This is a genomic window from Bradyrhizobium sp. WBAH42 (assembly GCF_024585265.1).
Taxonomy (GTDB): Bacteria; Pseudomonadota; Alphaproteobacteria; order Rhizobiales; family Xanthobacteraceae; genus Bradyrhizobium.
Map to the genome: position 1 here is coordinate 6045692 of NZ_CP036533.1, position 13653 is coordinate 6059344.

General features: G+C 66.0%; 16 protein-coding genes. 6 read left to right on the forward strand and 10 right to left on the reverse strand.

The window, feature by feature from the left end:
- Window positions 1–33: 33 nt before the first annotated feature.
- On the reverse strand, window positions 34–747 hold the full coding sequence (locus tag DCG74_RS28480; protein WP_172783132.1) for a class I SAM-dependent methyltransferase: 714 nt from the start codon (window positions 745–747) through the stop codon (window positions 34–36).
- A 258-nt stretch (window positions 748–1005) separates the two neighbouring features.
- The gene (locus DCG74_RS28485; protein WP_172783131.1) at window positions 1006–2703 is read right to left on the reverse strand and encodes a methyl-accepting chemotaxis protein; all 1698 of its coding nucleotides are present in this window, start codon (window positions 2701–2703) and stop codon (window positions 1006–1008) included.
- Window positions 2704–2950: 247 nt separating this feature from the next.
- On the opposite strand from DCG74_RS28485, the gene DCG74_RS28490 reads away from it, so the two are divergent.
- Entirely contained in the window at window positions 2951–3154 is a 204-nt protein-coding gene (locus DCG74_RS28490) for a hypothetical protein (RefSeq protein ID WP_172783130.1), read from the forward strand.
- A 3-nt stretch (window positions 3155–3157) separates the two neighbouring features.
- On the opposite strand, the gene DCG74_RS28495 is transcribed toward DCG74_RS28490, so the two are convergent.
- Entirely contained in the window at window positions 3158–3322 is a 165-nt protein-coding gene (locus DCG74_RS28495; RefSeq protein ID WP_172783129.1) for a hypothetical protein, read from the reverse strand.
- Between the two features lie 100 nt (window positions 3323–3422).
- On the opposite strand from DCG74_RS28495, the gene DCG74_RS28500 reads away from it, so the two are divergent.
- The gene (locus tag DCG74_RS28500) at window positions 3423–3788 is read left to right on the forward strand and encodes a hypothetical protein (protein WP_172783128.1); all 366 of its coding nucleotides are present in this window, start codon (window positions 3423–3425) and stop codon (window positions 3786–3788) included.
- A gap of 299 nt (window positions 3789–4087) precedes the next feature.
- A complete protein-coding gene (locus DCG74_RS28505; RefSeq protein ID WP_172783127.1) occupies window positions 4088–4342 on the forward strand; it encodes a hypothetical protein in 255 nt (84 codons plus the stop codon).
- 27 nt (window positions 4343–4369) lie between these two features.
- Here DCG74_RS28505 and DCG74_RS38865 read toward each other — a convergent pair whose 3' ends face one another.
- Window positions 4370–4567 (reverse strand): hypothetical protein, encoded by a 198-nt coding sequence (locus tag DCG74_RS38865; RefSeq protein ID WP_373569534.1) that lies wholly within the window; start codon window positions 4565–4567, stop codon window positions 4370–4372.
- On the opposite strand from DCG74_RS38865, the gene DCG74_RS39050 reads away from it, so the two are divergent.
- A complete protein-coding gene (locus DCG74_RS39050; RefSeq protein WP_373569497.1) occupies window positions 4494–4712 on the forward strand; it encodes a hypothetical protein in 219 nt (72 codons plus the stop codon). The two genes, DCG74_RS38865 and DCG74_RS39050, sit on opposite strands and share 74 nt — an antisense overlap.
- A gap of 166 nt (window positions 4713–4878) precedes the next feature.
- On the opposite strand, the gene DCG74_RS28515 is transcribed toward DCG74_RS39050, so the two are convergent.
- From DCG74_RS28515 to DCG74_RS28525, 3 genes are all read right to left on the reverse strand, one after another.
- A complete protein-coding gene (locus DCG74_RS28515; RefSeq protein ID WP_172783125.1) occupies window positions 4879–5586 on the reverse strand; it encodes an outer membrane protein in 708 nt (235 codons plus the stop codon).
- A gap of 285 nt (window positions 5587–5871) precedes the next feature.
- A complete protein-coding gene (locus DCG74_RS28520; RefSeq protein ID WP_172783802.1) occupies window positions 5872–6267 on the reverse strand; it encodes a hypothetical protein in 396 nt (131 codons plus the stop codon).
- Window positions 6268–6499: 232 nt separating this feature from the next.
- Window positions 6500–6910 carry a His-rich protein BRANT gene (locus tag DCG74_RS28525; protein WP_172783124.1) on the reverse strand — a complete coding sequence of 137 codons (411 nt, stop codon included), beginning with the start codon at window positions 6908–6910 and terminating at the stop codon, window positions 6500–6502.
- 250 nt (window positions 6911–7160) lie between these two features.
- Here DCG74_RS28525 and DCG74_RS28530 point away from each other — a divergent pair, with 250 nt between their 5' ends.
- Together DCG74_RS28530 and DCG74_RS28535 are read left to right on the forward strand one after the other, a co-directional pair.
- A complete protein-coding gene (locus tag DCG74_RS28530) occupies window positions 7161–7703 on the forward strand; it encodes a lipopolysaccharide assembly protein LapB (protein ID WP_172783123.1) in 543 nt (180 codons plus the stop codon).
- 106 nt (window positions 7704–7809) lie between these two features.
- Complete coding sequence (locus DCG74_RS28535) at window positions 7810–9195, forward strand: serine hydrolase (protein ID WP_172783122.1); 1386 nt, start codon at window positions 7810–7812, stop codon at window positions 9193–9195.
- On the opposite strand, the gene DCG74_RS28540 is transcribed toward DCG74_RS28535, so the two are convergent.
- The 3 genes from DCG74_RS28540 to DCG74_RS28550 form a co-directional block, all read right to left on the reverse strand.
- Complete coding sequence (locus DCG74_RS28540) at window positions 9185–10738, reverse strand: S10 family peptidase (RefSeq protein ID WP_373569535.1); 1554 nt, start codon at window positions 10736–10738, stop codon at window positions 9185–9187. The two genes, DCG74_RS28535 and DCG74_RS28540, sit on opposite strands and share 11 nt — an antisense overlap.
- Before the next feature lie 97 nt (window positions 10739–10835).
- Window positions 10836–11090 carry a hypothetical protein gene (locus DCG74_RS28545; protein WP_172783120.1) on the reverse strand — a complete coding sequence of 85 codons (255 nt, stop codon included), beginning with the start codon at window positions 11088–11090 and terminating at the stop codon, window positions 10836–10838.
- A 59-nt stretch (window positions 11091–11149) separates the two neighbouring features.
- Window positions 11150–13630, reverse strand: coding sequence for a caspase family protein (locus tag DCG74_RS28550; protein ID WP_246708696.1), 2481 nt, complete (start codon window positions 13628–13630; stop codon window positions 11150–11152).
- Window positions 13631–13653 lie beyond the last annotated feature (23 nt).

Consider the following 13653-nt stretch of genomic DNA (forward strand, 5'->3'; position numbering starts at 1 on the left):
TCGCGGATGCAATGGACGTTGTGCCCGCCGCTGTCAGATATCCGCGGCCATGCGGACTGAATCCGGCAATTCCTGCAGCCGCCACAGCCCGAGGCTCTTGTCGCGCCAGCCGCCGCCGCCCTCCTCGCAACGCTCATCGATCAGCGCGTGCGGCGCCGGCCAGCCGAACGGCGCCTTCTCCAGGTTCAGCGCCCGCCAGTCGCCGTCCTCGCAATCGTGGTTGTCGTCCCATTCCGGAAAGGTCGTGACGAGCAGATATTGCGCGCCGCTCTCGCGAAAGCGGGCGGCGGCCCGGGCGATGTTCTGAAAGCTCAGATGCACCAGGCAGTCGCGGCACAGGATCAAATCAGCGCGCGGCAGCGCATCACGCGTGATGTCCGCAACCAGGAATCGGCCGGCGAATTCGCCGTCCGCCACACGCCGGTTGTTGGTGGCGATCAGCGAGGGCACGATGTCGATGCCGATATAGTCGAGGTCGAGCTTGACGCGGCCGATCCAACCCGCATCGCCGCAAGGTGCATCGAGCAGCGAGCGCACGCCGAGCCGCTGCAGCAATGGCGGAAGCGCGTCCTGGATGGCCGCGGTGGCAAGGTCCTCCGAGCCGAGGCCCGATACCGAGCCGACAGCGCCCCAAAGGTTCGTACGCTCGATCCGCTCGAACCGCGCGGCGAGATCCAGCCCTGAGAAATTGTCACGGTCGGCGACGAAGCGCTCGTGGGCGAGCACGGGAGGACGATCGGGGATCATGGGGCGAGCCTCTTCCGGTGCGGGCACAGTATACAACCCAGGCGAACTGTTCAAAATTGCCTGGCAGCAAACCTACGAAGCGTATTCGTCCCGTCCAGATCCCATGCGCTCCACCACTCCCAAAGAGAAGGCCAAGATCGTCGCCGGCGCGGTGACGGCCGTCGTCATGACGACCATGCTGTTCGTGTTCGCGCTCGGCCTTGTGCTGCCGCATTAAGCGCGGTCAGCGCCGGCGGACGAAAGCCGCGGTACGACGGCTTACGCCGAGCGCACCGTGCGCAGGAACTTTCCGACCTCGTCCTTCAGCCGGGTACTGTCGCTCGCCAGCATCTTGGCGGTCGAGAGCACCTGCGAGGAAGCCGAGCCAGTCTCGGCGGCGCCGCGCTGCACATCGGTGATGTTCGAGGAGACCTGCTGAGTGCCGTGCGCGGCCTGCTGAACGTTGCGCGAGATTTCCTGGGTCGCCGCGCCCTGCTCCTCGACGGCCGCAGCGATGGTCGAGGACACCTCCGAGAGCCGCTCGATCGTGGCGGAAATGTCGCGGATGGCGTTCACCGATTCCTGGGTCGCGGACTGGATGCCGGAAATCTGCTGGCTGATCTCGCCGGTCGCCTTGGCGGTCTGCTCGGCCAGCGTCTTCACCTCGGAGGCGACGACCGCGAAGCCGCGGCCGGCCTCGCCGGCACGCGCCGCTTCGATCGTGGCGTTCAGCGCCAGCAGGTTGGTCTGGCCGGCAATGGTGTTGATCAACTCGACGACATCGCCGATGCGCGTGGCCGCGACCGAGAGCTCGCTGACGCGCTCGGTCGTGGTGCGGGCCTGGGCGACGGCTTCGCCCGCCATCCGCGCCGATTCCTGCACCTGGCGGCTGATCTCGTTCACCGAGGAGGACAGCTCTTCCGTCGCGGTCGCCACCGACTGGACGTTGCCGGTGGCTTCACCCGAGGCAGCGACGACGACCGAGGTCAGCTCCTGGGCGCGCTGCGCGGTGGTCGCCAGCGTCGAGGAAGACGCCTCGAGCTCGGTGGAGGCCGAACCGACCGTGTCGATGATCTCACCGACCGCGCGCTCGAAACCGTCGGCAAGATTGATCATGTCGCGGCGGCGCTGCTCGGCCGCCTGCTTCTCTGCTTCGGTCTGCGCGGCCTTGAGACGTTCGACCTCGAGCCCGTTGGTCTTGAACACCTCGACCGTCCTCGCCATGTCGCCGATCTCGTCGCGGCGATCCTTCTCGGGCACCTCGGTCGTGAGATCGTTGCGGGCGAGGCCCTCCATCGCGAGCTTGAGCTGGGCGATCGGCTGCGACATCGCCTTGAGGCCGATGAAGAGCGCGATCGCGATGCCCAGGATCAGGCCGCCGGCGCTGACGCCGATCACGGTCCAGGTCGCGGCATGAGCGTCGCGGTTGATGGCATCCTTGCGCTTGGCAACGGCCTGGCCGGTCTCGGTCGTGAACTGCGCGATGCGTGCCAGAGCCCCATCGAGCAACGGATCGCACTCCTTGTGCGCACGCTCGGCGGCCTTGGCGTTCTCTTCCGTGGTGCTGGCCTGCGATCCGGCCTTCAGCACCGGGTCGCAGCCTGCGAACGCCGCCTTCAGCTGGTCACCGATGTTCTTGATCTGGCTGGCGCGCGCCGGATCATCCTGCTCCGCCGCATCCAGGTATTGACGGATCTCGTCCCGGTTCTGGTTCGCGATCTTCAGGCGGGCGGCATTGCCAGCCTCGGTCGCCTCAGTGAAGACGGCATAGAGCGCGGCGTGATAAGTCTCCGCGCGGCGCTGGGCGCGCGCGAGGCTGAGAGCGGAGGATTGCGCAGCGGCGAGCTCGCCGAAGCCGTCGACCGTCGCGGATAGCTCGCGCAGGCCGAAGCCCGCAACTGCGATCATCGCGCAGCCCATCACCGCCACGATCAGCGCCACCTTCCACACGATCTTCAGATTGTTCAAAAAGCTCATTTCAGCCGCCCAATGATGTCCGACTCGCAGCACCGCGAGCAATTCCCAGCGGTGGGATTGGAACCAGCGGACGTTAAGAATTGATACCAAGTGACAGGAGTAGTCTTACGGAAAAATAACGCTTTGGCACCCCGTCGTAAGCTTGGCGTAAGCTTCAGCCTGTTTTCGCGTCGGAGAGCGCAGGCCCGGAACCGGCTCCGGCGTCAACCGTTGTCGGCGCATGCGGATCCAGGAAGAAAACCGAAACATGATTCTGCTGGCGACGGTGACGCTGTGCTGCAGCGCCGTGGCCGGGACGTTGGCGCTGTTCGAGCCGATGCGGGGACAAGCGCCCGATAAGCTGGTCGCCGATCGAGCCGTGATCGACCTCACCACGCGCATGCGTGCTCAGATCCCGGTTCGGGTGGTCGGCGCGCCGTTCGAGCCCAACGTCAATCCGCGCGAGCGGTAGCGCTCACCTCGGCGAAGCCTTCGCGCCCTCCTCGGGTCGGCCGTGAACACGTGCCAATTCCTCGACAAACGCGATCACCTCCGCCCGCTTGTCGGGCGGGAGCGTCAGGAACGCGCGGATGAGCCTCAGGCCCTCCGCCGCGTTCGGGCGTTCTTTCGATGCATCCATCTGCCCAGTGTCGGACCACCGGGAAAATTATGCAATCCCCTGCAAACTGCCTTGATTCGAAGCAGCCGCTTTGCTGGAATGCGCGCGGCTGAGGTGGATCATGAAATGGATCAGGGAGCGCGACGCACTGATCGCGCAGACACTGGCGTTCGTCCAATCGGTGACCAGCAGGAAGGATGACGTCCTTCAGCCGGAGACGCCTGCATCTGGCCCCGCCGTTGCAGTGGAGATCGTCACCGTGGAGGCGGTCGAGGTCGAGCCGCCGCAAGCCTCCCTTCCGCCGCGGCCCGCGCCTCTGCTGCCGCGGACCAGCGGCGATTTCCGCAGCGAGATGCAGGCCCGCATCGCCAATTTCCGCAAGCACCAGGAACGTTTCGAGCGCGAACGTGAGGAATATTGTGCGGCGACCCTGACCAAGTTGCGTGCCGCCATCCGCGACGCCTCCGGCCCACCGGCCGAAAAATAAGGCCCGCCCAGGGACCTACAGCCAGGACCAGACCAGCCAGAGATTGGCCGCGCAGGCGCCGAACAGCGCCAGCGTGAGCGGCAAGAGCATGTGCCCGCAGGATGTCTTCAGGTCGCTCGTCATGGCGGAAAACATCCGCTGATTCCGGCCGACGAGTCCCAGGGATTCTTTTTTCCGAGATTCAGGACTCGTTAAGGACTCACGGACCGCCCGCCACGATCACGCCCCCGTGATCGGCCCGATGGCCGGAACCCCTCACCCCGTGAGCTCGTTAACGGGCTTTCCTGGAGTCGGGATGGATGCCCTACGCCCTGTTCTGCAACGACGCCCAGATCAGCAAGGCCTATCCGAGCGAGGCCGACGTCTGGAAGCTCGCCGAGCGAAGTGGTCTCGTCGTGGACGTGACGGCGGACGAGGAGCGGCCGGGACCGCGCCGGGTGCTCGACAACGACTACAAGATCGAGCCCTGCCAGGCGGCCCAGGGCGAGGACCCCGCAAAGAACAAGGCGGAGGCCGATCGGCAGTCGAGGATGGAGCTCGAGCTGAATTCCTGAGCTCCGGCACGGAGCCGGAGCGAAAGCTCAGGGGGTGGCGGCCGCAAGCGAGGCCTGCTCGCCCGGCATCGGCACGCACGCCTTTCGGCGGTGCAGCCCGCGGATGGCGCCGGTGACCTTCAGCACCTTGCCGGACGGACAGGAGGCGTCCTTGACGAAGGCCACCTCATACGGTGCCAACATCAGAGGCTCGGATTTGAGGATTGTCTGTGCAGAGCACGGCAGGCAGGAGAAGCACGAGAGCGCCACTGCCGACACCAAGATACGCATGTCCGTCGTCCCACCAGCCCGGCAATTGTCATATAACGCGTTCCGGAGCGCGAGTTCCGTAAATCGCAAAAATTATTTTTGCTTTACACCGGCCCCATGACGCGCGTGAGAATGCGCGCCAGCATCGTTTGCAAGCAAATGACGCGCCAAATGGTTCACGGAATGCAAATGAAGGCGCTGCCGGGGTGCAGATCGGCAAACGAAAGGCCGGCGCAGCCGGCCTTTGTCAGGTCTTGGATGTTCAGGTCTTGGATCAGCGCTGTCCGTCAGTACCGCGAGGCGGCCGGGCCGCCCCAGCCAAAGCGGTAATTCACACCGGCCTTGACGGTATGCTCATCCTCCCGACCACGAACGCCGACAATGTCGACCGGGCCGGAGGTGAAGGTGGTGCTGCCGAAATTGTAATACTGGTACTCGGCCTTGGCCGACCAGTTCGGCGCGAACATGTATTCGAGGCCTGCGCCGACGGTATAGCCGTCCTTGTTGTTGCCGGTGGTGGTGAAGGCCTGCGGCACCCCGGCGATGTTCACGCCAAGGCCGTTATTCCGCCAGGCATAACCGCCCTTGGCGTAAAGCAGCGTCGGTCCCCAGGTGTAGCCGACGCGACCGGTCACCGACCCGATCTGGTCGGTGTTGGAGGTCACCTGGGTGCCCAGCGGGAAGGTGACGCCGTTGTTGTTGGTCGGCAGCCAGGAATACTGGGCCTCGATACCCACCACCCAGTTGGGCGCGAACTGGTAGTCGAAGCCGCCCTGCACGCCGCCCACGAAGCGGGCGTCGCTCGAGCGGAAGCTGTTGTCGCCGGCAAACGCGCCGCCGACATGGCCGCCGATGTAGAAACCGGTCCAGTTGTAGATCACCTGGGGCGGCGTATAGGCCGGCGCCTTGGTGTAGGTGCGCGGCTGCACGTCTGCGGCTGCGGCCGGCGCGGCCAGCGCAAGCAGAGCTGCTGCACCCAGCAAGATCGATTTCATGATCATCCCCGTTCTTTCATTAACGACACTCGGGAAACAACGTGGCGTGAATTGGGTTGCTTCGCGGCAATGCCGGAACGTTGATCGTTCGTGACTGTGACGGGTCGGCAACAACGCGATTTTGTTCCGTCACGTCGCGCTGCACCGGCTGTTTTTGTCGCCCGCGCAAGGCTCGCCGTTACGATTTGTCGCAAGTCGAAACCACCCGTTCAAAGCTCGCCGAAATGTGATCCAGCGGCTCCGGCTGCTTCTGTCTAACACCGGGCGATGAAGGCGGGCTTTGCGCTACCGCGTCATCTTTTCCAGTTCCGGAAAGGGTGCGTAAACCGCACCGGCGCAGAGATCGCCGGTCTGGTCCACCACGCGATCCGCACGGCCGTTAACGAAGATCACGGCCCGCTCGCGCACGCCCTTGTAGCTGCCATCGGTCTCGCGCGGGGTGAAGTGCAGGCAGCTCACATAGAACTGCCGGCCGCCGACCTCGCGCTGTACCGGCTCGGCCATGCCGGCGTTGCGCACGCCGACCGGATTGTTGAGGTAGGCCCGCATCAACGCCACGGTGTCGCTTCGGAAATTGTCGGGAAACGGCTGCGGCCCGCCGGCCTGGGTCCCGCCCATGAAAGTCGGACGGTCACCGTCGCTGCCGAAACATGCCGCAAGCGCCAGCGGCAACGCCAGGATCACCGCACATCTCACCAATCGCCCCACAGGCCGCGCTCTCCGCTCGAACAGATCAGGAGACGTTCTAGCCCCTGGCCTGCATGAAGGGAATTCGCTTGCAGAGGCTTAAAACAGCGCACCGGCCGGCCGCCGACGCCTCGGGCTTGCGCACGAGGCGTGGCAACGGGCCAGGCCTGACGTCCGCGCGCGGCGGCGGGGCAATGCCAGGGATGCCGCCGCGCGGGATCAGTCGTCAGTTGCGCTTGTCTGACGTCGCGGGCTTGGTGATATCCGGCTGCGCCTTCTGCGCGTCCTTGGCCGTGACCTGCTTGTGGTGATGGCGATGCTTGCGCACGGTCTTGTGCTCGTCGGTGGTGACCGCGGCGTTCGCGTTCAGCGCCTTCGACTTGCCATCCACCTTGGCGTCCGCCTTGACGTCGGGAGCCTTCACGCCCGTCGTCTTCACGTCCGTCTTGGCGTCGGTCGTTTTGGCGTCGGCCTTGACGCCGGCTTCCGGTTTCGTGGCGGTGGTCGCCGCCTTGGTCTGGTTCTGGTCGGCCTTGATCACCGGAGCGGGCGTGGTGGTCTTGCCGGCCTCGGCAGCGAAGGCCGGGGCTGCGATCACGGAGGTTGCGAGCAAGACTGCAGAAATGGTCTTCAACATGGTGGTCTCCTCTTGGAAGGATCTTCAGGCGGCGCCCTCTCGCCTACCCATCGATCATGGGTGGGAGCCTAGGCGGGGGGCACTGAACCCAGTCTGAAGCCCTCAGCAGGCTTCCGTTCATCTCGATGACAAGTTTGTCATCCGCGGCCGGGCGAATAGATCGTGCGAAGCGGGAATGTTTTTGCCCGAGAGGTGTTCCGGTCTTCGGGCAATCGTGTAGGATCGCCACGTTCCATACCGGAGAACTTGAATGCGCAAACTCTCAACGCTCGTTGTGCCTGGACTCGTCGCCGTGACGCTCGCGGCCGCGCCTGTGCTGTCCAATGCGTATGCCGCGGCCGGCGACTCCCCTTCGTCGCCGCCGAGCTCGGACTCCTCGACCAAGAAGGGCAAGAAGAAGAGCTCTTCCGTTAGCGACCCCAAGTTCCTCGCGGCCTATCGCACCGCCTACGCGGCGATCTACGACAAGCACGATTACACGGGCGCGATCGACCAGCTGAAGTCGCTGGGGCGCGACGACGTCGCCGATGTCGCCAACCTGATCGGCTACTCCTATCGCAAGCTCGGCGATTACCAGTCGTCGAAGGTCTATTATGAGCTGGCGCTGAAGGACGATCCGAACCACGTCCGCACCTGGCAGTATTACGGCCTCTGGCAGCTCGAGCAGGGCAACCGCGAGCAGGCGCAATATCACCTTGGCAAGATCGCCTCGCTCGCCGGCACCGGCAGCTCGGAATATCGCTCGCTGGCCGAAGCGCTCGACAAGCCGACCGGCGCGACGCTCGTCTACTGATCATTGCATCTTTGAACGAAGCGGACGGGCACAACCTCAGGGTTGTGCCCGTTCTGCGTTTTCGGCTAGCCTCGCGCACCAACCTTCCTCGCAAACCGGTAGCGCAATGGACACGTGGCTGCGATCCGCGATCGACTACATCGGCTCCTGGATCGACTACCAGCTGACGACGATCCAGCAGCCGGGCGTCATCGTGGCCTTCGCCCATCGCGGCGAGATCGTCGCCGAGCATGCGTTCGGCCTCGCCAATCTCGACACCGGCGAGAAGCTCACCCCGCGTCACCACTTCCGCATCGCCTCGCACTCCAAGAGCTTCACCTCGGCCGGCATCATGAAGCTGCGCGAGCAGCGCCAGCTCCGGCTCGATGACAATGTCGGCCAATATATCGGCGGCCTCCATCCGCGCGTCGCCGAGACCACGATCGCGCAAGTGCTGTCGCACAGCGCGGGCCTGACGCGCGACGGCGCCGATTCCGGCCAGTTCATCGACAGCCGCCCCTATCTCGACGCGAGGGAGTTGCTTACGGAATTGAAGCTGCCGACCGCGATCGAGCCCGGCACGCGCTTCAAATATTCCAATCACGGCTTTGGCCTGCTCGGCCTCGTGATCGAGACGATTGCGAAGGAGCCCTACTCCGTCTGGATCAAGCGCGAGATCATTGCGCCGGCCGGCCTGCGCGAGACGGAGCCGGACGCACCGCTTCCCAAGGGCGCAGCGTTCGCGCGCGGCCACACGCGAAAGGTGCCATTTGGAGAGCGCTGCGTGATCCCGGGCGACAATCCCGCACATGCGATGGCATCTGCCGCAGGCTTCGTCGCCACCGCCGCCGACACCGCCCGCTTCTTCGCGCAATTGGCACCCAATGCGAAGAAGAGCGTGCTGTCGGCTGCGAGCCGCCGCGAGATGACGCGAAACCATTGGCGCATCCCGCAGAGCTTCGAGGCCTATTATGGCTTGGGCGTCAATGCCGGCAAGACCGAGGGTTGGGACTGGTTCGGCCATGGCGGCGGTTTTCAGGGCTATATCTCGCGCACCTGCTCCATTCCCGCTTGCGAGCTTTCGATCAGCATCCTCAGCAACTCGATCGACGGCGCGGCGCCATTCTGGATGGACGGCGCGATGCAGATCTTGCGCATCTTCCAGACCCGCGGCGCGGCTGATCGTCGCGTGCGCGACTGGACCGGGCGCTGGTGGACGATATGGGGCGCGACCGATCTCGTCCCGGCGGGCAACCGCGTGCTCGTCGCCAACCCGCAGTTCAACAACCCGTTCATGGATGCCGCCGAGATCGAGGTGACCGGCCGCGACACGGGCAAGCTCGCCTGGGCTGCCGGGTATTCCAGCCATGGCGAGCCGGTGCGCCGGATCCGCGACAAGCGCGGCAAGATCAGCGACATCTGGATCGCCGGCGCGAACGTGAAGCCGGAAAAAGTCGTCGCACGCGAGATCGCGCGCCGGTATCCGCCCCGCAAGCGCCGGCCTACTCCCTGATGAGCGCCTCGACCTCGCTGCGAAGCGCCTGCCGTGAGCCGTCGCGCGAATAGAACATGTGGCCGCCGGGATAGACCACGAACTTCACCCGCTGCGTCGCGAAGGCCGGCAGCTGGTCGAGCACCCGCTTCGTTCCGAAATAGGGCGTGGCAAGGTCGAACAGGCCATGCGCGACCAGCACGTTCAGCTTGGCATCGGTGGCGAGGATCTGGCGCAGCTCGGACACCGATTGCGGCGGGTTGATGCCACGGCCGAAATCCCAATGACCTTCGACGGCGCCGTTCAGGACTTCATAGGAGCCGTCGGGCCGCCAGTTGAGCTTGCGCGAGAGCACGTCGACCGCGGCGCTCGTCAGCGGCGCCTGGAGCGCATCGCCGGAGGGATCGCCGAAGCGCGAGCTGCTGGAATCCGGATAGGGATCGAAGCCGCGCACCGAGGCGTCGTAGCGTCCGGTCACCTTGCCGTTCTTGCGGTCGAATTCGCGGCGGAATTCGCCGACGTCGAAGCGGCCGGCGAGGCGGCGGCTCACCGCCTGGTCGATGCCCGTGAGCTCGGCGACCTTGTCGGCCAGACGATTGGTGGCCTCCTTGTCCGCCTCGCCCTTGACGAGGTCGGCAAGAAACTCACCGCGCGCGTAAGCCTCGACGTCGGCGAGGTCGGCGCGCTTGACCGGGCCTTTGGCTTCGCGCGCCACCGCCACATAGCTCGGCAGTGTCGCGACATATTGCAGGAGGCTCGTTCCGGTGAACTCGCGGAAGTCCAAGAGCGGCGAGACCAGGATCAAGCCCCTGACGCCGACGCCGTGCTGGAGCTGCAACTGGCGCACGACCTTCGGCCCGCGAATGCCGCCATAGCTTTCGCCGGCGACGTATTTCGGCGAGGTCAGCCGCTCGTGCCTTTCGAGCCAGCGGCGGATCACGAGCGCGATCGAATTGACGTCGCCGTCGACGGAGTAGAACGACTTCCGCGCGTCCTCGCCGCTTGCCACGAAGCGGCTGTAGCCGGTGCTGACGGGGTCGACGAAGACGAGATCGGTGAAGTCGAGCCAGGTCTCCGCGTTCGGCTTCACCTCGGGCGACGCTGACGGCGACAGCGCCTCGCCGTCGAGCGGCAAGCGCCACGGCCCGGCCGCGCCGAACTGAAGCCAGGCCGAGGAGGCTCCAGGTCCGCCGTTGAACAGGAACGTCACCGGACGCGTGGCGCGATCGGCACCGTCGAGCTCATAGGATGTGACGGCGATGTCGGCCAGCGGCTCGCCCTTGCCGTCGAATACGCGGATCGAGCCGGCGGTGGCCGTGAAATTCAGCGTCCGGCCGGGCAGATCGAGCGTCTGCTTCGTGGTCGAATCCGGCGGCAGACGGTGCGGCTCGGCCGCGGACGACGACGTCTGCGCCGCGTTTTGCGCGCCGCCGCCGCGCCCACCCTTCTGTCCGGCCGGCGCGGCCGCTTCGGAGCGCGGTTGCGGTTCATCCGCATGCGCAAAGCCTGCGAGCACGAACAAAGCGAGTGCCAGACCTACGCGACGCAGCGCCGATCGACGCATCACCATGACAGCTCTCCCTGTTCGGCGGCGCTCACCGCAGCCTCGATCGCACGCGAGACCCTAGCCGGCAATTGCGACGCTTTGGGGGATCGGAGCCCTAAAAGCCGATGCCGAGTATCAACACGAAATCGCGACATCCGCGGCAGGAGGAATCCATGGGCATCGAAGCAACACGGGTCGGTGGGCGGACGCGCACGATCGCCGGCCGACCGGCATGCAAGGCCCGATGCCCCGATGTGATGGGCCTGGCGATGCGTCCTTCGCCTTGATCAGCAGCAGCAGGCGCTGCCGCTGACATCGTGACCGCCGCCGAGGCGGCCGCAGCAAGCGTCAGCGAATGAAACCGATTCATGTCCCGCTCCGTCCCTCACCCCAACACCAGCCAGCTAACGCCGCCGGCCGCCGATCGTTTCAGAACCCGACGCCGATCATGGTGCTATGACCGCCGCCGCCACTCACGATGCTCGGACGTGCGACAGCCTGCTGCCGGGCACGCGGCGCATCATTCTCGGGCCTCGCACGCCTGACCGGCTCGCGGTCGGCTTCGCGGCTCGTCTGCTTGCGGCGCGGCTTGTCCTCGTCCTCGTTCTTGCGCGAGGCGGTCGCCGCCGGCGCCGGTTTCTCATTGGCAACGCAGAGGTCGCCCTTCAGCGTTTCGTCGCCCTTGCACTGGATCGGGCAGACGCGCGTGGCGCGCTTGGCGAGCTCCCCGACGAGATCATGAGTCACGCTGACCTTGTCGGCCTCGGTCGGCTGCCCACCGATGCTGAAATAGCGGACGAGCGCGGCCTTGGTCGGCTCGCTCAGCTTGCCGTCGGGCTTGCCGGTCAGGCAACCCAGCCGGACCAGCTCGGTCTGCGCCGAGGTGACGAGCTGCGGCGAGTTCGGCAGGGTCGCCGCCCGCTTGGCGGCCTCCGCATTGAAACGATCGATCGCGGCGACGACGAGCGGCCCGAGCCGGTCGCAGGCGACCGTTCTGGAGAATGCCTTGAGGTCGTCGATGCCCGTGCCTTCGCTGCCCTTGGCGATGATCGCATCGAGCTTGCCCTGCTGTTCTTTACAGGCGACTTCCCTGGACGCGGCGAGTTCGGCCGCCTTGCGCGCCTCCTCGGCCTCCCTCGCCTGCTTCTCGGCCGCCGCCTTCGCGGCAGCAGCCGCGGCTGCCGCACGATCGCGCTCGGCCTGCTCCGCCTTCTGCCTGGCCTCCTGCGCCTTGCGCTCGGCCTCGGCCGCCTTGGCGAGGCGCTCGGCTTCGGCAGCTGCGGCGCGGCGTTCGTCCTCGAGACGCTTCTTCTCGGCTGCGCTGGCCTCCTTGGCGGCGGCGATCTCGGCCTTCTTGCGCGCATCCTCCGCATCGCGTGCCTGCTTCTCCGCGGCGGCCTTTGCTGCAGCAGCCTCCGCCGCAAGCCGGTCGCGCTCGGCCTGCTCGGCTTTCTGCCTGGCTTCCTGCGCCTTGCGTTCGGCTTCGGCCGCTTTGGCAAGGCGCTCGGCTTCGGCCGCAGCGGCGCGGCGTTCATCGTCCTGGCGCTTCTTCTCTGCGGCAGCGGCGGCCGCAGCCGCCCTCGCCTTCTCGGCCGCCTCGGCCTCGCGGGCGCGGCGCTCGTCGTCCTCGCGCTTCTTCTGTGCGGCGAGTTCGGCCTTCTCCGCGTCCGCCTTGCGCTTGGCCTCCTCGGCTGCCTGGCGCGCCGCCTCGCGTTCGGCGCGCGCCTTGTCCTCGCGTTCCTGGATCGCCTGTTTCAACAGATCGACGCGCTGCTGCGCGGTGATCGCGAGCGGCGCGTCGGGAAAACGCCTGATGAAACGCTGCAGCACGGGGATGTCGACGCTGTCCTTGATCTTGTCCCACTCGATCTGTTCGCGGGTGGGCGGCGCATCGCGGCTTGGCGGCGCCGACTGTGGATAGGCGGCAACCTGGATATTGGACGGCGGCGCTTGCGGCTGGCTCGCCAATGCCTCGATCTGCGCCCGCGCCAGCTCGGCATAGAAGCCGGTCGGATGGGTCGCGAGGAAGACCTCCCATGCCCGCCGCGTGCCGATCTTCTGCACCAGGTCGTAATCCGCCTTGACGTCACTGACCGGCGCCTCGCGCGGCACGGCCGGCGCCGGTACCAGCGAGATCGTGCCGCCGCCGAGCGCGCCGTAAACATACGGCTCCTGGCGATTGGCCGTCGCCTTCAAGACTTCATCCCTGACGCGGCCGAAGGCAAGGCGAATGTCGAGACCAGGGACGGGAAGATTCTTGAGGATCGACGTGGTGAACGGACTGTGATCGCCATCGCCATCATCCGCCGTCGAGCCGGCCTTCGCCGCGTAGGCGATCAACGTGTCGGTCATTGTGGGCTCGACCTTGCCGAGACCGCCGCTGACCGCGCGGGTCGGAAGGTTGCGCCGCTCGCGCTTCATCGTGCCGACGAACGGATTGTCGCGGCAAGCATCGAGAATGATCAGACGAAGCCGCCTTGCGCCATCCGCCGAGGAGACAAGCCGCTCCAGCGGGATGGCCTCGTCGTCGGCGTCGCGGTCGGAAGCCAGCCTCGCATCAACCGGGATGAGATAATTGGTGCCGCCGATCTCGAGCCCATGTCCGGCATAATAGACGACCGCGATGTCGGCCTGGTCCGCCGTCGTCTCGAACTTGCGGATCCCGCGCTTGAACTCGAGGTTGCCGACATTGTTCAGCGTCTCGACGGTGTCGAAGCCGGCATCGCGAAACATCTGCGCGACCGAGACGGCATCGCGCGATGGATTGGGCAGTTGCGGCACGGATTGATAGAGGGAGTTGCCGACCACCAGCGCCACGCGCCGCTCGGCGAACGCGCAATCGCTCGCCAGGACCACGGCCAGGAGGGTCCCGCCGATCATCGCCATCGCTGCGATCAGACGCCGGAGCATCATAAAATCCATGCCGAGCGTGC